Source organism: Pseudoalteromonas sp. S3260, assembly GCF_005886925.1.
Classification (GTDB): domain Bacteria; phylum Pseudomonadota; class Gammaproteobacteria; order Enterobacterales; family Alteromonadaceae; genus Pseudoalteromonas; species Pseudoalteromonas tetraodonis.
Window position 1 is genome coordinate 18,615 of record NZ_PNCV01000003.1, and the last position, 23,169, is coordinate 41,783.

Below are 23,169 nucleotides of genomic sequence, written 5' to 3' on the forward strand. Positions count from 1 at the left end.
AGATCAGGGAGTTAGCAAGTGGCCCAAACCTTATACAATAAAATTTGGCAAGCACATACCGTTGCCAGCATTAATGAGCAAACCGATTTACTTTATATTGACCGTCATTTAGTACACGAAGTGACGTCACCACAAGCATTTGCCGGCTTACGTGAAAAAAATCGTAAAGTGCGCTGTCCAGAAAAAACCATTGCGACCATGGATCATAATGTTTCAACTAAAAGTCGTTCACTGGATGCAGCCAGCGAAGTCTCTAAAAATCAACTAATGGCACTGGATGCAAACTGCAAAGAGTTTGGTATTTTGCTGTACGACCTAAATTCAGTAAATCAAGGTATAGTACATGTGATTGGCCCAGAGCAAGGGATCACTTTGCCAGGCACCACCATAGTATGCGGCGATAGTCATACCTCAACCCACGGCGCGTTTGGAGCGCTTGCCCATGGTATTGGAACCTCAGAAGTTGAGCACGTATTAGCTACGCAAACGCTACAGCAAAAAAAGGCGAAGTCGTTAAAAATTCAAATTAACGGTGTGTTACGCCCAACAGTAACTGCTAAAGATTTAATTTTGGCGGTTATAGGTAAACTAGGCACTGCTGGTGGTACGGGTTATGTGGCTGAATTTTGTGGCGAAGGCATAGAGGCGCTTTCGATGGAAGCGCGCATGACGTTGTGTAACATGAGTATTGAAATGGGTGCCAAGGCAGGTTTAATTGCCCCAGATAAAATCACTTACGAGTACTTAAAAGGGCGCCCATTTGCACCCAAAGGTGCTGATTTTGATGCCGCTGTTGCCTACTGGGAAACTTTAAAAACGGATGATGGTGCTCATTTTGATTTAGAAGTAGAGTTAGATGCAGGTAGTATCCAACCGCAAGTTACTTGGGGGACTAACCCAGAGCAAGTGATTGGCGTTGATGAATGTATTCCAGATCCAGACAAAGAAACCGATTTAATTAAAGCCGATGCCATTCGTAGTGCACTTAAATACATGGGTTTAAAAGCGGGCGATAAGTTATCAACTGCCAAAGTAGATACAGTATTTATTGGCTCATGTACCAACAGCCGCATTGAAGATTTACGCGCCGCTGCAAAAATTGTTGAAGGCAAGCAAGTGGTTGCTGGCGTTGAGGCATTAATTGTTCCGGGCTCAGGTTTGGTTAAACAGCAAGCAGAAGATGAAGGCCTTGCCGACATATTTAAAGCTGCAGGGTTTGAATGGCGTGAGCCGGGTTGTTCTATGTGTTTAGCAATGAATGACGATCGCTTAGGCGCAGGTAAACGCTGTGCATCTACATCTAACCGTAATTTTGAAGGTCGCCAAGGGCGAGGTGGGCGTACACACTTAGTGAGCCCTGCAATGGCGGCAGCGGCTGCAATACATGGTCACTTTGTTGATATTAGAGGAGAAGCTTAATGAGCATCTATTTTAGCGGCTTAATGGCCCCACTTGATAAAAACAACGTCGATACCGACCAAATTATTCCTAAGCAGTTTTTAACCTCAACCAGCCGTGATGGTTTTGATGCAGCACTGTTTTACGATTGGCGTTATTTAGATAATGGCGAGCCAAACCCTGAATTTATTTTAAATCGTCCTTGTTACCAAGGTGCGCAAATATTATTAACCCGCGATAATTTTGGCTGTGGCTCATCACGCGAGCACGCACCATGGGCACTAAAGCAATATGGGTTTGAAGTGATTTTAGCTGAAAGCTTTGCTGATATTTTCTTTAATAACTGTGGTAACAATCAAATGCTTGCTATTGCATTGCCAGCGCAAATATTAGAAGACTTATTTGTGTTAAGTGAGCAGCATGACGATATTCACATTGATGTGGATTTAGAAAACCAGCAATTGCGCAGCAATAAATTTGCGCCAATCAGCTTTGATATTCGCAAAGACGTGAAAGAGCGTTTATTAAGTGGCTTAGACTTTATCGGTGTAACCGAGACCCTGAACCCACAAATTGATGCGTTTGAAAAGCAGTTAGCCGCAGAGAGACCGTGGCAGTAACCTTTTACATATGAAACTGGAGCGCAACTTAGGTTGCGCTTTTTTAATCGCTTATATTAAAAAACCACGCAATAAGCTTGCTAATGTAATCATTGCCATTAGTAATAAATTGAGAGTTTTAAATTTCTGGTAGCGGACTACCTTTGGGTCGTTGATAGTCGAAAAAAAACCATCTTTAAATGACTCAGCAAGATTGGCATAGGGTGTCCCATCTAATGAATTTTGTGATAATTTTTTCCATTGTTCTGGGTGCTGCTCAGCAAGGTGTTGATATATGTGCAGAGTGTAGCGATTTTGAATAATTAATAGTAATACGATGATTATTAAGCCGATATATTTTTCCATTTAAATATGTGCTCCGCGCTAAAACTGGCTTTACGTTTATACCAATCCGCAATAATACTCAATCATTTTGCGGGGCTAAACGTGTCGCTATCTGTGTTAAAAAACTCTAATTTCGAACAACTAAATAGCGAATTTTTTGCCTAGCTATCACCCCGTTTTTCCTGCCTCAAAATAGACCGCTTAATTAAGCGAATTGGTATTAGTTATTTCCCCTTTATCAAACAACAATATTTAATTTCTTATTTTCTTTCAAGCGATATTTTTTACTAATTAATTAAAGTAAAACCCTATTGTTCTGTTAATTTTTATTGCTGTTCATCGTGATTATTTTCTTTGTGTTTGCTTAAACGCTAAGCTGATTTTTTACATGTTTAGGGACACATTATGAAATTATTAACAGCTGCAGCGTTTATGCTGGCATCCACTGCTGCATTAGCACGTCCAGCGCCTTTAGTATCAATTCCAAGTCATGATAGCTTTTTCAATAGTATTGCTGCTCACTGCGGTAAAGCTTTCGAGGGTAAAGTAACGGTTGATAATGCAACAGGGCCGAGTTCATTTGCCGATAAAAAGTTAATTATGCATGTGCGTAAGTGTAATGACCGTGAGTTACAGGTGCCGTTTCATGTCGGTGATGATGCTTCACGTACGTGGATCATTACTAAAACAGGTAGTGGTTTGAGCCTAAAGCACGATCATCGCCATAAAGATGGCAGCGATGATGTGTCTACTATGTATGGCGGTCATACTGTGGATGCGGGTTTTGCTAATATGCAGTCATTCCCTGCAGATCAGTATTCAAAAGAGTTATTTGTTAGCCAAGGCATACCGCAATCGGTAGGCAATACATGGCAAATGTATATTTACCCTGAACAGTTCACTTATCGACTTATTCGCCAAGGTCGCGAATTCCGTGTTGATTTTGATTTAACTAAACCTATCACACCACCGGCTGCGCCGTGGGGATATGGCGTTAACTAACTTAGTTCAGGTTAACTACAGTAAAACCACAGGCTATTTTAATACTCAGTGGTTTTACTGAAAATAACGAGGTGTTATTTTTTTGAGGTTTTTTCTGCAGGCATTTCACACTGCACAAATACACTGAGCGGTGGCTGATAAGCACGCGGTTTAGTTGGAAAGCGTTGGTACTCCTGTACGCCCTCAATCACTTTTAACATAAAAGGATTATCGTGACATAAACGATTTGCGTGGCGCAACAAAAACACACTTTGGTTTCTAAAATGTGGGTAGTCGTCAGACTGTATTTCTAAGTGGTAATTGTTAGTGTCTATTTGAGTTTGCTTATAATGCACCTTTTCATCAAAATCATAAAGTCGCTGCATTTCACTTTGCTCTGCCGACACACTCAAACACCCCGTTAATAAACACCAGCTAATAATTCCATGTATGTAATGATTGGCTTTTATACTCATAAACCTTTAACTCCATCTTAATTTTGGGTAGTGTGATCAGCATATCTATTAAACCCGTTATAATATAAGTCTAACACCCAAAAAGGGGAAATGTGATGTTCAAGCAAATTAAACAGCTTTTTTCGAGTATTGATCAGCAAGATTATGATATTGAACAACATGATTTAAAAACAGCGGTTGCCGCATTATTAATTGAGGTAATGCGAGCGGATAACGATTTACAGGCTGATGAGCAACATACGCTAAGTCTAACATTAAAAAAATATTTTGATTTAACGGATGAAGCAGTAGATGAGTTAACCGAGCAAGCAAGTGCAAGCTTAGATGACGCCATTGATTATTTTCAATTTTCTAAGCAAATTAACAATCAATGTAGTGCACAGCAACGCATTGATATAGTTGAATTACTTTGGCGTTTAGCGTACTCCGATGGAGAACTTGATCCACAAGAAGAATACGTTATTCGTCGTGTTGCTAATTTATTGTATGTTACCCATGAAGACTTTATTGCTGCAAAGCTTGCAGCAACAAAGTTATAGTGGCTGCTTATTTAAGCTTACTTGCTACGCTAACTAACTGCTGTGCAAGACCAGCCACTTTTTCAGCGGTAGCGGGGTCGCTAATTCGACCGTTGTCATCTAATAAAGTATGAATAGCCGGTACTGCCAGTTGGTTCGCTAATACTAAGCTGCCAATGCCTGATAATATATCACGCACATGATTTAAGCCCCGTAAACCGCCCAACCCACCTGGTGAGGCTGCATATAAGGCGGTTACTTTATTTGCAAATGCAGGCTCTGCGCCTTGTTCGGTACGCGATGCCCAATCAATAGCATTTTTTAACACGGCGGTAATAGAGCCATTATATTCTGGGCTGGCCAGCAAAATGCCATCGGCTGCGCGAAGTTTGTCTTTAAGTTGTTGTACACCGGCTGGTGTGCCTTGTGCCTCGAGATCTTCATCAAACATAGGAATGGCTAAGTCTGCGAGTTTAATCACTTCTACTTCAGCGCCACTTTCTAAAGCAAAGCGTGCCGCTTCGTTAATGAGTTTTTGATGAAAGCTATCTTTACGTAAGCTACCTGCTAGGGCAATAATTTTTGGTGTTGTCATGAGCTGCTCCTGATAATGAGTTTGTATAATGTGACTTTAACAAATAATCACTTGCAGAAAACCCGAATAAACGCAACACTTATGTGCGTATATGCACAGATTAAAGAGTAGTTATCATGGCAATTCAATTTAATGATTGGCAAGATCTGAAGGTTGCTTACGAGGTAGCGCGCTTAGGTACTTTAACTGCCGCGGCCGAAGTGTTAGATGTTCACCATAGTACGGTGCTCAGGCGAATAAATAACTTAGAAAAAAGCTTAAATGCGCGACTATTTCATCGCCATGCTCGCGGCTACAAAGTCACAGAAATTGGCGCTAAGTTATTTACCACAGCACAAGCGATTAATGGTGAACTAGAGCGCCTACATAATGACATTATTGCTGCAGATAGCACCTTGCAAGGTAGCTTGTTACTCACCACAGTTAGTGGCTTTATTGATGTATTAAGTGAGGTGTGTGAGCAGTTTCAAACCTTGCATCCGCAAGTGCAATTACAAGTGATTATGGATCAAAAACGCTTACGTTTAGATCATGGCCAAGCACATATCGCAGTAAGAGCTGGACCCAGACCGGATGAGGGTGATTATATTGCTCAGCATTTAGCGGCGCTCTCGTCAGGATTTTATGCATCAAAGCATTACATTAGCCGTTATGGGTTGCCACAAACATTAGCGCAACTATCGCTGCATAGCTTTGTGTCAGGTGTAGCAGGGTATAATGCCAAAGTGCCTTACTTTGCATGGGTTGATGAAAATATTCCCCCGTCGCAAGTTAAGCTAAGAGTGTCAGAAACCTCAGAGGCCACTCGCGCCATCGTTAAGGGGCTAGGGATTGGCGGATTACAGCATGATGTTGCAGCGCAATACCCCGATTTAGTCCCTGTACTGCCTAATGAACTGAGTTGGCCAACCGATTTGTGGCTGGTTACGCATCATTTAGTGCATCGAACGGCAAAAGTTCAAGCGTTTAGTCAGCTATTAAAAAATTATTTTAGGCAGCGAAAGTTAAGTTAAAAAGGCTACAACGATTTTTTTATTGAAACACCTAAGCGCTTGGCTAGCCGCGTTAAGTTAGCGCGGTCGACCTGCAAACTACGGGCTGTGCTTGCCCAGTTATAATTATGTTGTTTAAGTTGCTGTATTATAAGTTGCTGAGTATAGGTATCTATGGCTTGCTTTAACGAAATGTTGTTTGCTAAAGGTGGGATTACAAGCTGGTTTGAGTGTTCAAGAGCTAAGGTGTTAACAGCGCTTAAATTTAGCTCACAATGCGCAGGTTCAATAGTAATAATTGGTTGCTGCCACTGATGTTGTTTAGCCTTTAATGCAGCCCGATTAATCACATGCTCAAGCTCCCTCACATTGCCTGGCCAGTCATATTTTTTAAGCAGCAGTTGCGTTTCAATACTGAGTTTTAGCTGTTTAATAGCGAGCTTGCGGGCTGTTTTTTCTGCAAAATAACCGGCTAATAAAATAACATCTTCATCACGGGCTTTCAATGGAGCGACTGTGAGTGGATAAACACTTAATCGATGGTACAAATCGGCGCGAAACCGTCCTTGTGTTACTTCGTGTTTTAGGTCGCGATTGGTTGCTGCAATCACTCTAACATCGACATATTTAAGTTCATCTTCGCCAACGGTTTGTACTTCGCCACTTTGCAGTACGCGCAATAATTTACTTTGCATAGCCAGAGGCAGCTCGCCGATTTCATCTAAAAATAAGGTGCCGCCATCGGCTAACTGAAATTTACCTTGGCGGGCATTTTGGGCGCCGGTAAAAGCGCCTTTTGCATGGCCAAAAAATTCACTTTCTGCGAGGTTTTCAGGCAGTGATGCACAATTTAAATGAATTAATGGCTGATCTTTACGTGCGGAGTGTAAGTGAATATTACGTGCCACCAACTCTTTGCCAACCCCAGTATCACCTAAAACTAATACACTAAAGTTTGATGCCGCAACCAGCTTTATTTCGTTTTTAAGGGTTTGAATTACTGGGCTTTGGCCAATAATTTCACCACCATCACGTTTAAGTGCCTCACGGTTTAACGCTTGTACTAATTCACTTGAGTGCTGGGCATGTTGTTTGTAATGGGCAAGCTCTAGGGCGGTTTTAAAGTGCGCACTGCACAAGGTTTGTAAGGTGTTGAGTGTATCAGCGGTAATGCCGTCAAACGCATCAGCGTTTAGGCTATCAAAGGTCAGAATACCAAGCAGCGAATCTTTATCGTAAAGCGGTAAACCTAAGCAGGCATGCACTGGAATATCACCGGTTTTAGCTAGTAGTAAGCCGTCATATGGGTCTGGAAGCGGGCAGTCATGTGCAAATTGCAGTGCCAAGCGGTGATTACAAATAGCATCAAGACGAGGATGCTCTGCAATATTAAAACGCCTGCCTAAGCTATCAGGCATTAAACCTTTAATCGCTAAAGGCTTTAATTGCTCGCCTTGGCGAATTAACAAGGCGCTAGCATCACTTGGAATAACACGTTCAACCGTGGCTAAAAGTTGCTCGAAACTGTGCGCATGTAAGGTGCTTTGTGCAAGCTCCAAGGCAACTTGAGTCAGGTTGAGTTGTTGGTTCATGTCAAAATGACCTATTAGTGTATTTTATTGGTTTTTATAGTAGGTCATAAAGACTCTTTTTGTAAAGTGAAATTAAATAATGCATTGAATTTAAAGTGTTTATTTAATTGGCATGGTCTGTGTAATGACAAAATAACGAAAGCAGTTATTGGGGTTGTTATGGGCAGTACTTTCTTAGAGCAGGTTAATTATTCAGTGGAGTCTAATTCTCTGTATTACCGTTTGCTATCTCATGCAAATAAGGTGCTATGTATTAGCGTATTTGGGGTGTTGATTACGCTGTTAATAAGTTATCCCTATGCAGGCTATTTTTCGATACCGGTACAAATTTTTGCACACATTAGCACGATTGTCCTCGCGGCTATTGTCAAAGTGAGTTACGTACTGCGCTGTGTGGCGCAGCATGGCATGGGGAAGGAAGTTCGTTAATGCGACCTATTAATTTATCTCAGCCAGTACCGGCTAATATTCGCTTTTACCAAATAACGCAGTGGCCAGTATGGATGCTGCCATTTAGACCCTATTTTTTAGCCGCAGGCTTGTTGGCTTTTAGTTCAATAGGCTACTGGTTATTAATTTTAACGGGTAGTGCAACTTGGCAGTTAACAATCCCCGCTACATTATGGCATGCCCACGAAATGTTATTTGGTTTTGCAGGTGTTGTTGCAGTGGGTTTTTTACTTACCGCCGCGCAAACTTGGACTGGAGTACCTAGCATTAGTAGCAAAAAGTTAATGCTATTAACGCTGTTATGGCTTGGGGCGCGAGGCGCATTTTTTGTGTCTTTGCCTGCTTTTGCACAATTTAATTTATATGCGGTGTTAGTGTTACAGCTTGCATGGTGGCTAGGTGTTATTGCAGCATTAGCTAATATGTTATTAACCGCTAAAAGCAAAAATAACTATCAATTTTTAGTGCTATTAGCGGCGCTGTGTACGTTAAATATTGTTTACTTGGTCCTGCTGATTGAACAAAACATGCAGTTTGCGCTCGCCATTGTTGATACAGCAGTATTACTGATGACCTTATTAATTGGCATAGTAGCAGGGCGTGTATTGCCATTTTTTACCAGTAAAGGCCTTGGTTTAACAGCACAGGTACGTACAGCTAACGTTGACTCAGTATTACTGTATATGAGCGTTTTTAGTATTGCGGTGTTTTTTCTTAGTCAGTTATTTTTTAATCAGCTAAACCCAGGCTGGGCACTTGCTGTTGTTGCTGTGCTGCATTTAATTCGTAGTTTTTATTGGTGGGATAAAAACGTACTTAAAGTTCCTTTGTTATGGTCTTTGCATTTTTCGTACTTGGCACTAGGTGTAGGTTTAATGCTGGTAGCCGTGAGTTTTTACAGCAGTGTTATTTTATTTAAAGATGCACTACACCTCATTACCATAAGTACCATAGGGATGATGATTTTAGCCATGATGACACGCGTATCTCATGGGCATACCGGGCGCTCTTTGACTATTCCACATTATATGGCGGTTGCTTTTGCTTTAGTGTTAGTGGCTGGGATTACTCGTTCTTTACTGCCTTTTGTTATTGGGCCACACCTAGCTTGGCAGCTAAGTGCTGGGCTGTGGCTAATTGCCTTTTTATTATTTTTAATTCACTGCACACCTATTTTAACACAGCGTCGTGTTGATGGGCGTCGTGGTTAACCTATACCTATTTTATTAATTGGGTATTATTCACACGTAGGAAAACCTAGATGTTATCTGATAAAACTATTGAAATTGTTAAAAGTACTGTTCCTTTATTAGCAGAGGCAGGTACGGTTGTTACTGATCATTTTTACAAGCGTTTATTTAGTCATAATCCTGAGCTTAAAAATATTTTTAATATGAGCAACCAAGATACCGGCCGTCAACAATTTGCATTATTTAATGCATTGGCTGCGTACGCGCAAAATATTGATAATTTAGCTGTGTTAAAAGAGGCGCTAGCGCGAATTAATCATAAGCATACCAGCTTAAATATTTTACCCGAGCATTATCCTATTGTGGGCGCACATTTAATCGGTACGTTAAAAGAGCTTATTCCTGAGCAGTTTACTGCCGATGTTGAATATGCGTGGCGCGAAGCCTACGGTGTACTTGCTGATATTTGTATTACCGAAGAAGCGGCATTGTATGCGCACAGTAAAAACAACCATGGTGGCTGGGTAGGCACGCGCCAGTTTGAAATTACTGATAAACATGTTGAATCTGAATTCGTAACTAGTTTTACGCTGACACCTGTGGATGGTAAAGCAGTTATTACCTACAAGCCAGGACAGTACATTGGCATTAAAGTTAAGCCTGAGGGCGCAGAATATGAAGAGATCCGCCAGTATTCTATTTCGCAAAAGAGCAATGCTAAAAACTATCGTATTAGCGTTAAAAAAGAGTGCCAACCAAAGCCTGGCGTGGTGTCTAATTTTTTACACTCACTAGAGCAAGGCGCACGAGTAGAGTTATACCCGCCAGCGGGAGATTTTATTTTAAAAAATGAGGCAACTCCAGTGGTACTTATTTCAGCAGGCGTTGGCCAAACCCCGATGATGGCGATGCTGCAAACGCTACTTAGTGGTGATAAAAGTCAAGCGATTAGTTATTTGCACGCGTGTGAAAATAGCCGCGAATTTTCATTTAAAGGGTATTTAGCGCAGCAAACGGCAATGCATCCACAGCTAAAAACATTTACTTGGTTTAATCAAGGTGGCGAGGAGTGTGATTTCACTGGGCTAATGGATTTAACGGTGCTTGAGGCATCATTACCTATTAGCGAAGGGGCATTTTATTTGTGTGGACCAGCATCATTTATGGCTTACGTAAAAGGCCAGTTACTTGATTTAGGTGTGCAAAGCTCAAACATTCACTACGAAATATTTGGACCACACCAAGCGTTATAGGTTAATTAAAAGCGTGTGTTACACGCTTTTAATTTAAACTTACAGCTTTTTACTATTTGTGTTAGCAGCATAAGCTTGTTGTTGCCAAGCATTAAATAGCTTTTGTTGTTTAGCTGAAATTTTTAAACCATACGTTTTTTGCATGTAAGCGTACGCATCGGCAATGCGTTTACGTGCATGAACAGGCGGTTCAACAACACGTTGTTTAAAATTAACTTTAACCTCACAGCGACCATATTGCGTCGCGTTTTGGGCTAACATACCAAAGCGGTAGTTTGAGCGATCGGCATTAATTTCACCGATTGCAGGGGCTAAATTGTTTATATCGGCTTCCATCAAGCGAAACTTAGCGCTAACTTTGCGGCAATTATTACGCCCACCATCTTGCCAGCATTGTAACTGGTGACCAAATTCCCATGCAGGGACAATATGTTCCCATTCAATTCGCAATGCACGTTGATTTACTTTGCCTGAGCGGGTTAGTGTGTTGCGAGGCACGTAGCCACAATGGGTAGGGTCGGGTACTAACTTTTTGCCTTGTTTTTTTATATCGCAACCACAATAAATACTTTTAGCGTTTTCGGGAAGGGTATTAATTAAGTGCTTTTTGGCACTCGAAAACCGCGTAAATTGTTCGCCAATTGCTGAAAAACAAGCACAGCAAGCCAACAAAGCTAAAATAAACCGAATCATATCCATCACATACGTGAACTACAGGAGCGGCTAGTTTAAGGCCTAGAATAAAAAAGTAAACTGTCGCCGGCATGCTTTAATTTTAATTTGCGTATTTTGTGTAGGGCGTTTTTTAGGAGTAAATAGTGGGTAATATTCAGAGGCTAACGCTAAAAACGCGTTAATGCAGTGATTCTTGCGTTGTTGATTTGGTATAACGGTAAAACTGCGTTAAAGTTTGCAATGAAATTAATAGAGGGTAAAAACGAGATAATGTCGGAAATTCAATTTTTAAATGTAGATCTAGAGCTTGAGTCAAAGCAAGATATTAGCGTATTAGTTGCTGATTTAAAAAAGGTCGCAACTATTTTACATTATGATAAAGACGAATACCGTCAACTTGCTCGCATTGAGGTTGCAGGTGAAATAACCACGCCAGATAAAGCGATTAATCACTTGTGCGAGTTAATCGAGTCGTGTTCACGCAATGCATTAAAGCAATGGTTGAGTTGTTCACGCAGAACATTCGATATGGGTTTTGAGTCTGGCACTTCGCCAAAATGCTTTAACCAAGCTTTACATGCAGATACCTTGTTACGTATATCTGCAATTGGTGCAGGCGTGGAAATTACTATTTACCCTCTCGAAAAGTAATTTAACCTCAACCTTGGTTAACAGATTTACTAGCCTTTTCGCTCTACTACGGCTGCGGTCATACGTGATACGCAGCAAAGCTCATTGCGGCTATTGGTTATTTTAATATCCCAAACCGAGCTGCGTTTGCCGATATGATAAGCTCTCGCTGTGGCCGTTAATGTGCCATTGCGTGATGCCTTTAAATGACTTGCACTGATCTCTTGGCCAACACAATAAAACCGATTGAAATCAACCACAAAATTAGCGGCATAACTTGCTACTGTTTCAGCAAGTACCACATTTGCACCACCATGAACGATACCCATAGGGTTATGATGCTCTGGAATTGCCGGCATAGTTGCCACTAAGTAGTCATCACCAATTTCACTGATCTCTATTCCCATGGTTTTCATGAGTGTCCCTTGGCCTGTAATACCTTGATCTAATTGCTTACAAAACTCTAATGTAATCGGTTGATGCCAAATACTCATGCTAGCTCCTTGGATAAGTAATCGAGAATTAAAATTTATTAATATGATAATGCGTTGCTAATAATTACATTTATTACCCTGCTTTTAAAGTAGGTTATTGTTTGATGATAACGGCATATAAGGCATTAATTTATATTTGCGATTTTTAAATAACTGTATATACTCACAGTTAATTGTACTGTATGGAAAACCAGTTGTATGCGACCATTAACGAAACGCCAAGCGCAAATACTCGAACTCATTAAAGTGTTTATTAAAGACACTGGTATGCCTCCTACACGTGCCGAAATTGCACAAACACTGGGTTTTAAAAGTGCAAATGCTGCAGAAGAACACTTAAAAGCATTGGCCAAAAAAGGTGTTATTAAAATGAAGCCAGGCGCGAGTCGCGGAATTCAGCTTGTTGAAGAAGAGGAGCCAGAGCAGTTAGGCTTACCTTTAATTGGCAGGGTGGCTGCCGGTGAGCCAATATTGGCGCAACAGCATGTAGAAAGCCACTGTAAAATTGACCCTTTAATGTTTAAACCTGCGGCCGATTTTTTATTGCGTGTTAACGGTATGAGTATGAAAGACATTGGTATTATGGATGGTGATTTACTTGCTGTGCATAAAACCCAAGTTGCCGAAAATGGACAAGTTATTGTTGCCCGTGTTGACGACGATGTAACCGTGAAGCGTTTAGAAAAAGCGGGCAGAAAAGTACTCTTACATGCTGAAAATGATGAGTTTTCAGCTATTGAGGTTGATTTAGAAAATGAGTCGTTCAATATTGAAGGCTTAGCGGTAGGTGTTATTCGTAACGCTGACTGGATGTAGTATTAAAGCATAATTTAGCGCTTAATGGTGATTAGGCGCTGGGTTTGTTAGTAGCACAATGTCTAACTTATCAAATGTATGACTATATGATGTTAAGTGCTCCCCCTATCATAAATAAAATCACTAAATACTTTATAAATAAACAAATTTACTCTGCTTTTTTAAGTTAACAATTTTTTTATATTTCTATCCTGTAATTTCAATACACCCCTTACTAAACCTGACTCTTAGATTAATTGCCTGACTGGTTGCTATTTTTTAACTGCGCATTTTAAAAAATTCACCTTGTCTATTTTTCATACTTACCTTGCTTATTGTTTATTTTTTAACTAGTTATTAAAGAGCTGGAATAAAAATAACTCACAGCTTAGTCGTTTTGAGAACACACATTTACTAAATCCAGCACCCTTATAAAAAATAAAAATAACGAATAGGCGTTTAAGCCGTATGCCTCTTCGCTTTGCGTCAGCAATAGCATCAAAGGAGCCGTCACATGGGTAAGCTGAGTTCTTCCTTGTGGCTTATATTGTTTGTTTTTTCGCAGAATGTGCTTGCTAATAGCCAATATAATATGCGTAAAGGCGTAACCGATATAAGTAATAATGTATACCAACTGCACATGACTATTTTTTTAATATGTTGTGTGATTGGGGTGATCGTGTTTGCCATTATGTTTTGGGCACTCATTCATCATCGCAAATCTAAAGGGGCTGTCCCTGCCCAATTCCATGAAAGCACCAAAGTAGAAATACTGTGGACTGCGATCCCTTTTGTCATATTAATTGTTATGGCCATTCCTGCGACTAAAACCTTAATTGCCATGGAGGATGCCAGCAAAGCTGATCTCACCATTAAAATTACAGGCTCACAGTGGAAGTGGCATTACGAGTATATGGGGGAGGACGTTGAGTTTTATTCCATGCTAGCTACCCCTCAAAATGAAATAACCAACCTTGCTGATAAAAACCCGAATTATTTACTCGAGGTCGATAAACCGCTGGTACTACCAATTAATCAAAAAGTACGTTTTTTAATGACTTCAGATGATGTTATTCACTCATGGTGGGTGCCTGACTTTGCCGTTAAAAAAGATGCAAACCCTGGGTTTATTAACGAAACATGGACCAATATTAATGAGGTTGGTACTTACCGTGGGCAGTGTGCAGAGCTTTGCGGTAAAGATCATGGTTTTATGCCTGTTGTGGTAGAAGCTAAAACAGAAGAAGACTTCAAAACGTGGTTAGCAGAGGCTAAACAAGCCAAGCAAAAAGCAGCTGAAGCAGACGCTGCGTTATTAGACCAAGTTGTACCAAAAGAAGAGCTGATGGCGCTTGGTGAGCAGGTTTATATGGCGAGCTGCGCGGCGTGCCATCAGCCAACAGGATTAGGCTTGCCGGGTGTTTTTCCGGCTCTTAAAGGCAGCCCAATAGTCATAGGTGATATCAAAGGGCATATAGATATTTTGCTCCATGGTAAACCAGGTACGGCTATGCAGTCTTTCGCAAAGCAATTATCAATCAAGCAAATAGCAGCTGTTATTACCTATAAACGCAACGCGTGGGGCAATGACACTGGTGATGTAATTCAACCGAGCGAGATACAAGCGGCACTGGATGCTGATGGGGAGGCTAAATAATGAGTAGCATTGCAGAACAACCTAATACCAATGAGGCTCATCATGCCCATCAACCTGCCACAGGCTTTAAGCGCTGGTTATTTACAACCAACCATAAAGATATAGGTAGCTTATATTTAATTTTTTCACTCACCATGTTTTTAATTGGTGGGGCAATGGCGATGGTTATTCGAGCTGAGTTATTTCAGCCGGGTTTACAACTGGTTGATCCTCACTTTTTTAATCAAATGACCACAGTGCATGGTTTAATAATGGTGTTTGGTGCGGTTATGCCAGCCTTTACCGGCTTGGCAAACTGGATGATCCCGCTAATGATTGGTGCGCCAGATATGGCCTTACCGAGAATGAATAACTGGAGCTTTTGGATTTTACCGTTTGCGTTTTTAATCCTATTAGCTTCATTATTTATGCCTGGTGGTGGCCCTGCATTTGGTTGGACCTTTTACGCGCCGCTTTCCACCACTTATAGTAACGACAACACAGCAATGTTTGTATTTGCTGTGCATATTATGGGTATTAGTTCGATTATGGGGGCCATTAATGTGGTGGTCACCATAGTAAATATGCGTGCTCCGGGTATGACGTGGATGAAGCTGCCGTTATTTGTGTGGACATGGTTGATCACGGCGTTTTTACTTATTGCAGTTATGCCGGTACTTGCTGGTGCAGTTACTATGGTGCTCACCGATAAATACTTCGCGACCAGTTTCTTTGATGCCGCTGGTGGTGGCGATCCGGTGATGTTCCAACATATTTTTTGGTTTTTTGGTCACCCTGAAGTTTATATTATGATTTTGCCTGCCTTTGGCATTATTTCTACGATTGTTCCCACCTTTTCACGTAAAAAACTATTTGGTTATGCCTCTATGGTGTATGCCACCTCCTCCATTGCCTTGTTGAGCTTTATTGTGTGGGCGCATCATATGTTTACCACTGGTATGCCCGTGGCGGGTGAGTTGTTTTTTATGTACGCGACTATGCTGATATCGGTACCTACCGGCGTAAAAGTATTTAACTGGGTAGCGACTATGTGGCGCGGGTCTATTAGCTTTGAAGTGCCAATGCTGTTTAGTATCGCATTTATTGTGTTGTTTACTTTAGGTGGTTTTTCGGGATTGATGCTAGCGATTACACCTGCCGATTTCCAATATCATGATACCTATTTTGTGGTTGCACACTTTCATTATGTACTCGTAACGGGCGCGGTGTTTTCTATTATGGCGGGGGCTTATTATTGGCTGCCAAAATGGACCGGAAACATGTTCAATATTACCTTAGCAAAATGGCATTTTTGGTTGTCGTTAATAAGTGTAAATGTGCTGTTTTTCCCAATGCATTTTGTGGGGTTAGCCGGTATGCCACGCCGTATTCCAGATTATGCGCTACAGTTTGCTGATTTTAACGCCATTATTAGTATAGGTGGGTTTGCCTTTGGTTTATCGCAATTATTATTTGTGGTGGTTGTGTATAAATGTGCAAAAGGGGGCGACAAAGTGCCTGCAAAAGTTTGGGATGGAGCTGAGGGGCTTGAATGGGAAGTTGATTCACCTGCGCCTTATCATACGTTCTCAACGCCGCCGGACATTAAATAATGACTCACTTGCCGTTATTAAAAAAGTTGGTGGTGATTTGCATTGCAATGTTTGCATTTGCATTTGCCATGGTCCCTTTGTATGACGTGTTTTGCGATATAACGGGGCTTAATGGTAAGCCCTCGTTAGAGCAGGCACAGCAAAGTACCTTGGTCACTGAAAATAGAGAGGTCAGCGTTAGTTTCACTACGCATGCGCAAAGTGGTGCGCCTTTTGAAGTTAAATCTAAAGAGTACAGTGTAGATGTAAAGCCTGGGGCCATGCGTGAAGTTAAGTTTAGCGCTAAAAATAATAGCAATGAAGATAAAGTAATGCAGGCTATACCGTCGGTAGCACCAGGAAAAGCGGCCAAGTATTTACACAAAATAGCGTGTTTTTGCTTTGATCAGCAACCGTTAAAGGCAGGTGAAGAGCTGGAGTTTACATTATTGTTTTATGTAGATACTGAATTACCCAGTGATGTAGAAGAGTTAACCCTGTCTTATACCGTATTTGATATTAGCGAGCGGCTAGTAGCCAGTAATAACTAGCTTATAAAACTAGTGAAAAACTAGGAGCAAATAAAATGAATCAAAAATATGAACATTATTATGTACCAGAGCAAAGTCCATGGCCCATTATAGGGGCGGTTGCGTTGTTTTTTATCGCGGTAGGCGCAGCCTTAACCGTAATGGATATGGGCAAAGAGGGTGGTAATGGCGTTTACTTGTTATACGTAGGTATAGCTGTACTACTTTACATGCTGTTTAGCTGGTTTAAAAATGTCATACACGAGTCTGATCAAGGGCTTTATTCTGCACAAATGGACCGTTCTTTTAGGCAAGGTATGAGCTGGTTTATTTTTTCAGAAGTGATGTTCTTCATGGCATTTTTTGGGGCGCTTTTTTATGCTCGCATGTTTTCTGTGCCTTGGCTTGGAGGTGCGGATAACAACGCCATGACAAATGAAGTATTGTGGCCGACGTTTGAAGCCATGTGGCCATTGCTAAATACCCCAGGAGGCACCACGACCCAAGCAATGGGCTGGCAAGGGTTGCCGCTTATCAACACCCTTATTTTGCTTGCCTCGTCGGTAACTTTACATTTTGCCCATGTGGCGATGGAAAATAATAAACGTACCCCACTCAAAGTATGCTTGGGAGCGACCATTTTACTCGGAGTGTGCTTTTTAGGGCTGCAGGTAGAAGAGTATATATATGCTTATAACGATCTTAACTTAACCCTTGATGCGGGCATTTATGGCAATACCTTCTTTTTGTTAACCGGCTTTCACGGCATGCACGTCACCTTAGGAACAATTATTTTATTGGTGGTGTTTTTACGCATTATGAAAGGACATTTCACTAAAGATAAGCACTTTGCCTTTCAAGCTGCAGCTTGGTACTGGCATTTTGTTGATGTTGTTTGGCTGTGTTTGTTTGTATTTGTGTATGTGCTTTAGTGATTAAGGGGGACTGATTTGCCGTAATAAAACCAAGTTTTAGTGCGGCAATCACCATCACTAATACCACAACAGAAAATAACACCCGACGCCCTAAAAGGTGAGACATAGGGCGTCCATTGGTTTTCCCTGACACCATAATTAATAAAGCACGAAATAAATTAAATAATATAAATAATAACAGTAGAACAATAATAATTTTAATAATCACTGGATTTTACCCTTATGCAGTTAGTTGTATTTAACAAACAAAAGCTTAGCTCAATAATAACAATTTGCTTGGTTGTTATTGTGGTATTGGTTTGTGTGCGACTAGGGTTTTGGCAATTACAGCGAGCAGAACAAAAGCAACAGCAGCTTAGTGCCATTGAAAATATACAACAACATGGCGTAATGAGCTGGGCAGAGTTACAACAGCTGCCAAAAGAGTGGAACAAAACCGGTGTATTGGTTTCGTTAAATGGTTATTTTGACACTAATAATTATTGGTTGCTTGATAACCAAATCTATAATGGTCAGGTTGGTTACGACTTACTGGCATTATTAAAACTGTCTGATGAATCACGCTTTTTGTTAGTGAACTTAGGCTGGGTAAAAGCAGAACGTTCAAGAGAAATCCTACCAAACGTAACAATACCTAGTGGTAAATTTACGTTAACGGCACAAATTAAAGAAGATAATTTAAGTGGCTTTACCTTAGCCAATAACAATACTCAGTCGGATTTAGCCAAACGAATTCAAATCATTGATTTACAAGCATTGAGTAGCCAATCTAATCGCCCTTTAGTGAATTTTATGGCTTACCGCCAAGGTCAAGCTGATGAAATTGCTGCCCCTCATTATGAAGCCGTTGTTATGAGTCCAGAAAAACATTATGCCTACTCAGTACAGTGGTTTTTAATTGCGGTTGCCTGTGTGGTGGTCGCTATTTTTGCAAGCAGGAAGAGGATAGATAATGAAAAATAAACCCCTGTTACTCTTTGCTGTGTGCTGCGCTATTCCCTTAGTGCTGGCTTACAGCGCGTTAAAACTTGATTGGCTACCTACAGCAATCACTAACCATGGTGAATTTTTAGAGCGTGAAATTAAGCTAGACAATTGGGCGCAGCATAACCCTAAGCAATGGACCATCGCTTTAAATTATTCAGCACAATGCAAAGCGTCTTGCACAGAGCAATTAGCCGCTTTAGACAATTTATATATTGCCCTTGGCAAAAACCAACACAAAGTTGATATGGCTATTATGGGACAGCCTGAGCTAGTTACAACGCGTTGGCATGTTATTGATGAGCAACAGCAGTTAAAGCCTGCTAGTTTGTATTTAATCGATCATATGGGGCTAATTGTACTGGAGTATCCATTTAGTTCTCAACCACAAGAAAACCGTTTGATCCAAAAAGGGTTATTAAAAGATCTAAAAAAATTACTCAATTACTCTCGTTCGAGCTAAGTAGAGGATGCTATGTATAAAAACTATAAAAATTTGGTATTAGCAACGAGTTTATTCGCATTAATTGTGGTGGCTCTGGGCGCATACACGCGTTTAAGTGACGCAGGGCTTGGTTGTCCCGATTGGCCTGGTTGTTATGGCTTTTTAACCGTGCCGAAACACGAAGCAGAGATTGCACAAGCGATTCAAAGTTATCCCGATATGATATTTGAAAAAGCAAAAGCATGGAAAGAAATGATCCATCGCTACTTTGCCGGCACGCTCGGGGTATTAATTTTAGTGTTGTTTTTTTTGGCTTTTGTAAAACGCCAGTATCCAACTACGCCTGTAAAATTACCGATGCTACTGCTTTTGCTTGTTATTTTTCAGGCCGCGCTTGGCATGTGGACGGTGACTATGAACCTGCAGCCGCTTATTGTGATGGGGCATTTACTCGGAGGATTTAGTATTTTAGCGTTATTAACGCTATTGTATTTGCGTCTGACCAGCCAACCTATTACGGGTGGTGATGCGGGCGCAAAACCTCACTTTAAATTAAGCCTCGTGGCATTAACGGTACTGATTTTACAAATCGCCCTTGGTGGTTGGCTAGCTGCTAATTATGCGGCTCCACATTGTAATGGCTTACCGCTGTGTAGTTACGCTCAGCCTTTTTCATTCAGTAGTGTCTTTCAGCTCCCCCTTGAGCACAGTAATTATGAATTTGGTGTGTTGTCGCAACAGGCGCGTATGTCTATTCATTTACTGCATCGAATATGGGCCTTAGTTACTTGCATTGTTTTAGCCTTGGTGATGTGGCGTATATACAGTCATGCCTATTCGCAAAAAATTAAAAGCTGTACGGTGAGTGTGTTAGTGGCGTTATTCTGCCAGATAGCTTTAGGGTTAGCCGTGGTGCATTTTCATTTTCCGTTAGGCGTGGCACTGGCGCATAACTTAATGGCTGCCATACTGTTATTAACTATGGTTAGGTTATGTTATTACCTAAAAGTACGTATTTAGAGGGGAATGATTATGGCACTTACAATTAATAAAAAAGCAATGCAGCCCGTTTACAGCGCATCGTTATTGACTAAAAGTTACCACTTAATCCAAGATTATTTGGCAATAAGTAAATTTAAAGTAGTGGCTATGCTAGTGTTAACAGCATGGGTTGGCTTAGCGCTAGCCCCTGATGTTGGCAGAGGTGTTGGGGTTCAGTTCATCAGTTTATTAGGGATTGGATTACTCTCTGCGGCCGCCGCAGTCATTAATCATGTGGTTGATAGTGAAATTGATAGCAAAATGGCACGCACCCGCCATCGCCCTGTTGCTAAAGGGCGTTTAAGTAAATTACATGCACTGAGCTTTGCCACTGTGATTGGGGTTGCTGGGTTTATTATGCTGATGTTGTGGGCAAATACGCTCACAGCCATACTGACCTTATTTGCACTTGTTGGTTATGCGTTTATTTATACGTCATTTTTAAAACGTGCCACACCACAAAATATAGTTATAGGGGGATTAGCCGGTGCAATGCCTCCATTACTCGGTTGGGTGTCTGAAACAAATCAAATGGCGGCAGCCCCTTGGTTGCTGGTGATGATTATATTTACCTGGACCCCACCTCATTTTTGGGCGCTAGCCATCGCGCGTAAAAGTGATTATGAGCGGGCTAAAATCCCCATGTTACCGGTCACCCATGGTATCGATTTTTGTAAAACATGCGTGCTTGCATATTCGGTATTACTCGCCATTGTATGTGTGTTTCCTTATTTGATTGGCATGTCAGGGCTTATTTATCTAAGCGGGGCATGTCTTCTCAATATTGTATTTATATACAAAGCAATTAACTTAAAGTTTGCCGCCAAAGAAGACACTGCGATGGATTTATTTCGTTTTTCGATTATTCATTTGATGATACTATTTATCATCTTATTTATAGATAAATGGCTAGTTATATGAAGCAGTTATGGTGTGGTTTAGTTGTTTTTTCAGTACTCTTTTTATCAGCCTGTAGTGATAAAAATAATTTACAAGATCTTGATGCGTTAGTTTATGAAACCGCAAAGCCGTTATCTGATTTCTCGTTGAATGATCAACAAGGGAATTCAGTAACCAAACAGCAGTTTTTAGGTCAATGGAATTTAGTCTTTTTAGGTTACACAAGTTGCCCTGATATTTGCCCAATGACGCTAGCTAAGCTCAACAATGTCTATAAAAATTTGCAGGCTGAGCACCCACTACAAGTATGGTTTATATCTGTTGATCCTAAACGTGATATTGCCCAAAAACGTAAAGAGTACATAGATTACTTTAATCCAGATTTTTTAGCTGTGTCAGGTGAGCATAAAGACTTATTTCCATTTGTCCGCGAGCTTGGATTAATTTACGCAATTAGTGATAGTAATGAATCAGACTATGCGGTGGATCATAGTGCATCTGTTGCCCTTGTTGATGGCAGTGGCGCACTAAGAGCTATTTTTAAGCCTGAATTTAAACAAGGTGATGTGCCTTTGGTTAATACTACAAAATTAACCGCAGAATTTATTGAAATAGCCGAACACTACAAAAACTAGCTTTTAAAGGTTTTACGATTTTAAAGGGGCTTTATGCCCCTTTTCGCGTTTTTTATTAACGGTTTTTAATTAATTAGTTGTTTTTTAGTCGTTTTTATGGCGTTTTCATTATCTCGCTCTAAGCTTTTGTTATGGATTGAGTTGATAAGGAAAAGCTTAAAAAATGCTTAAACTACCAAACGAACTTTCAATTGTTCATGTTGAAGTTTTACATCAAGATAAAAAGTCGAATGAAATAACAGCGTTACCAACACTTCTAGAGTTACTTGAGATAAAAGGGTGCTTAGTCACAATTGACGCCATGGGGTGTCAAAAATCAATTGCAGAAAAAATAGTGAGCAAAGAAGCTGATTACCTTCTTGCAGTGAAGGCAAATCATAAAGGACTCTTGTCGCAAATAGAGGGGGCTTTAATACCGGAGATAATACGAAAACGTCTAAAGGGGTTTTGTTTAATGAAGCAGATTATCAAAAAACAGAGAGGAGTTTAGGTGTTGTGCAGTGCGCCATGACGTAAGTAATTTATCAGAAACGATACACTGGGAAGGGGCAAAAACAGTGGGTGTTATTGTTTCCTACAGAAAGGAAAAAGGTAAAATAAGCAATGAGTTATCTTATAGATATTATATCAGTTCAGCACATTTAACGGCGGAAGAATTGGCAAGGTCAGCGCGGCAACATTGGCAGATAGAGAACGGATTACATTGGCGTTTAGACGTAGGGTTTAAAGAAGATGAGTGCCGAATTAGGCGCGAAGGTGCAGCGTCTGTATTTGCAGGGCTGAGGCATATCGCCTTTAATCAATTAAAGGCAGAAACCAGTTTTAGTAAAGGTATGCCAGCAATGCAGAAGAAAGCGATGCGCAGTATAGCTTATCTTGAAAAGGTATTGAATTTATAGTGTTTTTTCATGCTCTTGTGGCCCCCGAACGTTGGGTTGGTTACTTGGAGCGCGCGTCTGATTCTTTGAAAGTTACTCAATTGTCCTCATATGGCATCCGTGTTTCACAGGGGGCTTCTGCGAAAATTACAGTGAATGGCATAAAAGACATTAGAGATGATTTCAGCACTATCATTTCAGATAAGCGGTATTTGGTTGATAGCGTGAAATTTAAGGCTGAGTTTGGCAGTTTGGAGTTATTATGTGAGTTGACTAGGCTGGGTGTTTGTCGCTTAAAGTCTGCTAATGTCAACTTTGTGCTCGACAAGCTCAGAGAGGCTTTAGAAGGGGTATAAATTAGTCAGAAATCGCAGTGGCACAACAAAATAACAAGAGGGCAAGTTAAGCCCCTCTCCCTCATCCGAATAGAAAGTTCATGATTTCCAATTCACGAAAATTGCGGAATTTTTCAATTCTAACTTTTGAAATATGCACTTCGGGTATCCTAAGCATCTGGGTTGCTAGATCGCCAAAGGTTTATCTGATAAAAGTAAATAGACACCATATCCCTAGACTTAGGACAATCCAGTAATTAACCTGAGCTTCGGAT

The 23,169-nt window shown here is 40.8% G+C and carries 28 protein-coding genes; 21 read left to right on the forward strand and 7 right to left on the reverse strand.

Annotation, left to right across the window (positions count from 1 at the left end; all coding sequences use genetic code 11):
- Positions 1-18 precede the first annotated feature (18 nt).
- Positions 19-1,419 carry a 3-isopropylmalate dehydratase large subunit gene (gene leuC, locus CWC14_RS00505; RefSeq protein ID WP_138560677.1) on the forward strand — a complete coding sequence of 467 codons (1,401 nt, stop codon included), beginning with the start codon at positions 19-21 and terminating at the stop codon, positions 1,417-1,419.
- The gene (leuD, locus tag CWC14_RS00510) at positions 1,419-2,018 is read left to right on the forward strand and encodes a 3-isopropylmalate dehydratase small subunit (RefSeq protein WP_138560679.1); all 600 of its coding nucleotides are present in this window, start codon (positions 1,419-1,421) and stop codon (positions 2,016-2,018) included. Before leuC ends, leuD begins: the two co-directional genes overlap by 1 nt.
- 51 nt (positions 2,019-2,069) lie before the next feature.
- Here leuD and CWC14_RS00515 read toward each other — a convergent pair whose 3' ends face one another.
- Positions 2,070-2,363: a hypothetical protein gene (locus tag CWC14_RS00515; RefSeq protein WP_013466154.1), complete on the reverse strand. Its 294-nt coding sequence runs from the start codon at positions 2,361-2,363 to the stop codon at positions 2,070-2,072.
- Between the two features lie 384 nt (positions 2,364-2,747).
- Between CWC14_RS00515 and CWC14_RS00520 the strand changes: the two genes are divergently transcribed.
- On the forward strand, positions 2,748-3,344 hold the full coding sequence (locus CWC14_RS00520; protein ID WP_028834823.1) for a hypothetical protein: 597 nt from the start codon (positions 2,748-2,750) through the stop codon (positions 3,342-3,344).
- Between the two features lie 74 nt (positions 3,345-3,418).
- Here CWC14_RS00520 and CWC14_RS00525 read toward each other — a convergent pair whose 3' ends face one another.
- Positions 3,419-3,799: a hypothetical protein gene (locus tag CWC14_RS00525; protein ID WP_138560681.1), complete on the reverse strand. Its 381-nt coding sequence runs from the start codon at positions 3,797-3,799 to the stop codon at positions 3,419-3,421.
- Positions 3,800-3,894: 95 nt separating this feature from the next.
- Between CWC14_RS00525 and CWC14_RS00530 the strand changes: the two genes are divergently transcribed.
- A complete protein-coding gene (locus CWC14_RS00530; RefSeq protein WP_013466151.1) occupies positions 3,895-4,338 on the forward strand; it encodes a tellurite resistance TerB family protein in 444 nt (147 codons plus the stop codon).
- Positions 4,339-4,345: 7 nt separating this feature from the next.
- Here CWC14_RS00530 and CWC14_RS00535 read toward each other — a convergent pair whose 3' ends face one another.
- Positions 4,346-4,912: an NADPH-dependent FMN reductase gene (locus CWC14_RS00535; RefSeq protein ID WP_013466150.1), complete on the reverse strand. Its 567-nt coding sequence runs from the start codon at positions 4,910-4,912 to the stop codon at positions 4,346-4,348.
- A gap of 116 nt (positions 4,913-5,028) precedes the next feature.
- On the opposite strand from CWC14_RS00535, the gene CWC14_RS00540 reads away from it, so the two are divergent.
- Positions 5,029-5,925: a LysR family transcriptional regulator gene (locus CWC14_RS00540; protein ID WP_138560683.1), complete on the forward strand. Its 897-nt coding sequence runs from the start codon at positions 5,029-5,031 to the stop codon at positions 5,923-5,925.
- A gap of 5 nt (positions 5,926-5,930) precedes the next feature.
- Here the strand turns inward: CWC14_RS00540 and norR are convergent, their stop codons facing one another.
- The gene (norR, locus tag CWC14_RS00545; RefSeq protein WP_138560685.1) at positions 5,931-7,496 is read right to left on the reverse strand and encodes a nitric oxide reductase transcriptional regulator NorR; all 1,566 of its coding nucleotides are present in this window, start codon (positions 7,494-7,496) and stop codon (positions 5,931-5,933) included.
- A gap of 66 nt (positions 7,497-7,562) precedes the next feature.
- Here norR and CWC14_RS19365 point away from each other — a divergent pair, with 66 nt between their 5' ends.
- Genes CWC14_RS19365 through hmpA form a run of 3 tightly spaced genes read left to right on the forward strand, consistent with a single transcriptional unit; the run spans position 7,563 to position 10,389 of the window.
- Complete coding sequence (locus CWC14_RS19365; protein ID WP_138560687.1) at positions 7,563-7,925, forward strand: hypothetical protein; 363 nt, start codon at positions 7,563-7,565, stop codon at positions 7,923-7,925.
- Complete coding sequence (locus CWC14_RS00555; RefSeq protein ID WP_138560689.1) at positions 7,925-9,157, forward strand: NnrS family protein; 1,233 nt, start codon at positions 7,925-7,927, stop codon at positions 9,155-9,157. The genes CWC14_RS19365 and CWC14_RS00555 overlap by 1 nt, the downstream gene beginning before the upstream one ends.
- Positions 9,158-9,207: 50 nt before the next feature.
- Complete coding sequence (gene hmpA / locus CWC14_RS00560; RefSeq protein WP_138560691.1) at positions 9,208-10,389, forward strand: NO-inducible flavohemoprotein; 1,182 nt, start codon at positions 9,208-9,210, stop codon at positions 10,387-10,389.
- Between the two features lie 39 nt (positions 10,390-10,428).
- Here the strand turns inward: hmpA and CWC14_RS00565 are convergent, their stop codons facing one another.
- Positions 10,429-11,082, reverse strand: coding sequence for an endonuclease (locus CWC14_RS00565; RefSeq protein WP_138560693.1), 654 nt, complete (start codon positions 11,080-11,082; stop codon positions 10,429-10,431).
- A gap of 252 nt (positions 11,083-11,334) precedes the next feature.
- Here CWC14_RS00565 and CWC14_RS00570 point away from each other — a divergent pair, with 252 nt between their 5' ends.
- Entirely contained in the window at positions 11,335-11,715 is a 381-nt protein-coding gene (locus CWC14_RS00570; RefSeq protein WP_036983336.1) for a hypothetical protein, read from the forward strand.
- Between the two features lie 29 nt (positions 11,716-11,744).
- Here CWC14_RS00570 and CWC14_RS00575 read toward each other — a convergent pair whose 3' ends face one another.
- Complete coding sequence (locus CWC14_RS00575; RefSeq protein WP_013466144.1) at positions 11,745-12,188, reverse strand: PaaI family thioesterase; 444 nt, start codon at positions 12,186-12,188, stop codon at positions 11,745-11,747.
- Positions 12,189-12,386: 198 nt separating this feature from the next.
- Between CWC14_RS00575 and lexA the strand changes: the two genes are divergently transcribed.
- From lexA to CWC14_RS00600, 5 genes are all read left to right on the forward strand, one after another.
- On the forward strand, positions 12,387-13,004 hold the full coding sequence (gene lexA, locus CWC14_RS00580) for a transcriptional repressor LexA (RefSeq protein WP_008114166.1): 618 nt from the start codon (positions 12,387-12,389) through the stop codon (positions 13,002-13,004).
- 493 nt (positions 13,005-13,497) lie between these two features.
- Positions 13,498-14,640, forward strand: a complete 1,143-nt coding sequence (gene coxB / locus CWC14_RS00585) for a cytochrome c oxidase subunit II (protein WP_036980527.1) — start codon at positions 13,498-13,500, stop codon at positions 14,638-14,640.
- Positions 14,640-16,232: a cytochrome c oxidase subunit I gene (gene ctaD, locus CWC14_RS00590; protein WP_028834828.1), complete on the forward strand. Its 1,593-nt coding sequence runs from the start codon at positions 14,640-14,642 to the stop codon at positions 16,230-16,232. Before coxB ends, ctaD begins: the two co-directional genes overlap by 1 nt.
- The gene (locus tag CWC14_RS00595) at positions 16,232-16,762 is read left to right on the forward strand and encodes a cytochrome c oxidase assembly protein (protein WP_013466139.1); all 531 of its coding nucleotides are present in this window, start codon (positions 16,232-16,234) and stop codon (positions 16,760-16,762) included. Before ctaD ends, CWC14_RS00595 begins: the two co-directional genes overlap by 1 nt.
- Before the next feature lie 35 nt (positions 16,763-16,797).
- Entirely contained in the window at positions 16,798-17,673 is an 876-nt protein-coding gene (locus CWC14_RS00600; RefSeq protein ID WP_138560695.1) for a cytochrome c oxidase subunit 3, read from the forward strand.
- Here CWC14_RS00600 and CWC14_RS00605 read toward each other — a convergent pair.
- On the reverse strand, positions 17,576-17,884 hold the full coding sequence (locus CWC14_RS00605; protein WP_138560697.1) for a DUF2909 family protein: 309 nt from the start codon (positions 17,882-17,884) through the stop codon (positions 17,576-17,578). The two genes, CWC14_RS00600 and CWC14_RS00605, sit on opposite strands and share 98 nt — an antisense overlap.
- A gap of 14 nt (positions 17,885-17,898) precedes the next feature.
- Between CWC14_RS00605 and CWC14_RS00610 the strand changes: the two genes are divergently transcribed.
- From CWC14_RS00610 to CWC14_RS19905, 7 genes are all read left to right on the forward strand, one after another.
- Positions 17,899-18,639 (forward strand): SURF1 family protein, encoded by a 741-nt coding sequence (locus CWC14_RS00610; protein WP_013466137.1) that lies wholly within the window; start codon positions 17,899-17,901, stop codon positions 18,637-18,639.
- A complete protein-coding gene (locus CWC14_RS00615; RefSeq protein ID WP_069438574.1) occupies positions 18,629-19,123 on the forward strand; it encodes a transmembrane cytochrome oxidase associated protein in 495 nt (164 codons plus the stop codon). Before CWC14_RS00610 ends, CWC14_RS00615 begins: the two co-directional genes overlap by 11 nt.
- Positions 19,124-19,135: 12 nt before the next feature.
- Positions 19,136-20,125, forward strand: coding sequence for a COX15/CtaA family protein (locus tag CWC14_RS00620; RefSeq protein WP_138560699.1), 990 nt, complete (start codon positions 19,136-19,138; stop codon positions 20,123-20,125).
- A gap of 12 nt (positions 20,126-20,137) precedes the next feature.
- Positions 20,138-21,067 (forward strand): heme o synthase, encoded by a 930-nt coding sequence (cyoE, locus tag CWC14_RS00625; RefSeq protein WP_024602182.1) that lies wholly within the window; start codon positions 20,138-20,140, stop codon positions 21,065-21,067.
- On the forward strand, positions 21,064-21,681 hold the full coding sequence (locus CWC14_RS00630) for an SCO family protein (protein WP_138560701.1): 618 nt from the start codon (positions 21,064-21,066) through the stop codon (positions 21,679-21,681). The genes cyoE and CWC14_RS00630 overlap by 4 nt, the downstream gene beginning before the upstream one ends.
- A gap of 163 nt (positions 21,682-21,844) precedes the next feature.
- Positions 21,845-22,171 (forward strand): ISAs1 family transposase, encoded by a 327-nt coding sequence (locus CWC14_RS19900; protein ID WP_283957442.1) that lies wholly within the window; start codon positions 21,845-21,847, stop codon positions 22,169-22,171.
- Between the two features lie 10 nt (positions 22,172-22,181).
- On the forward strand, positions 22,182-22,580 hold the full coding sequence (locus tag CWC14_RS19905) for an ISAs1 family transposase (protein ID WP_138560703.1): 399 nt from the start codon (positions 22,182-22,184) through the stop codon (positions 22,578-22,580).
- Positions 22,581-23,169: the final 589 nt, after the last annotated feature.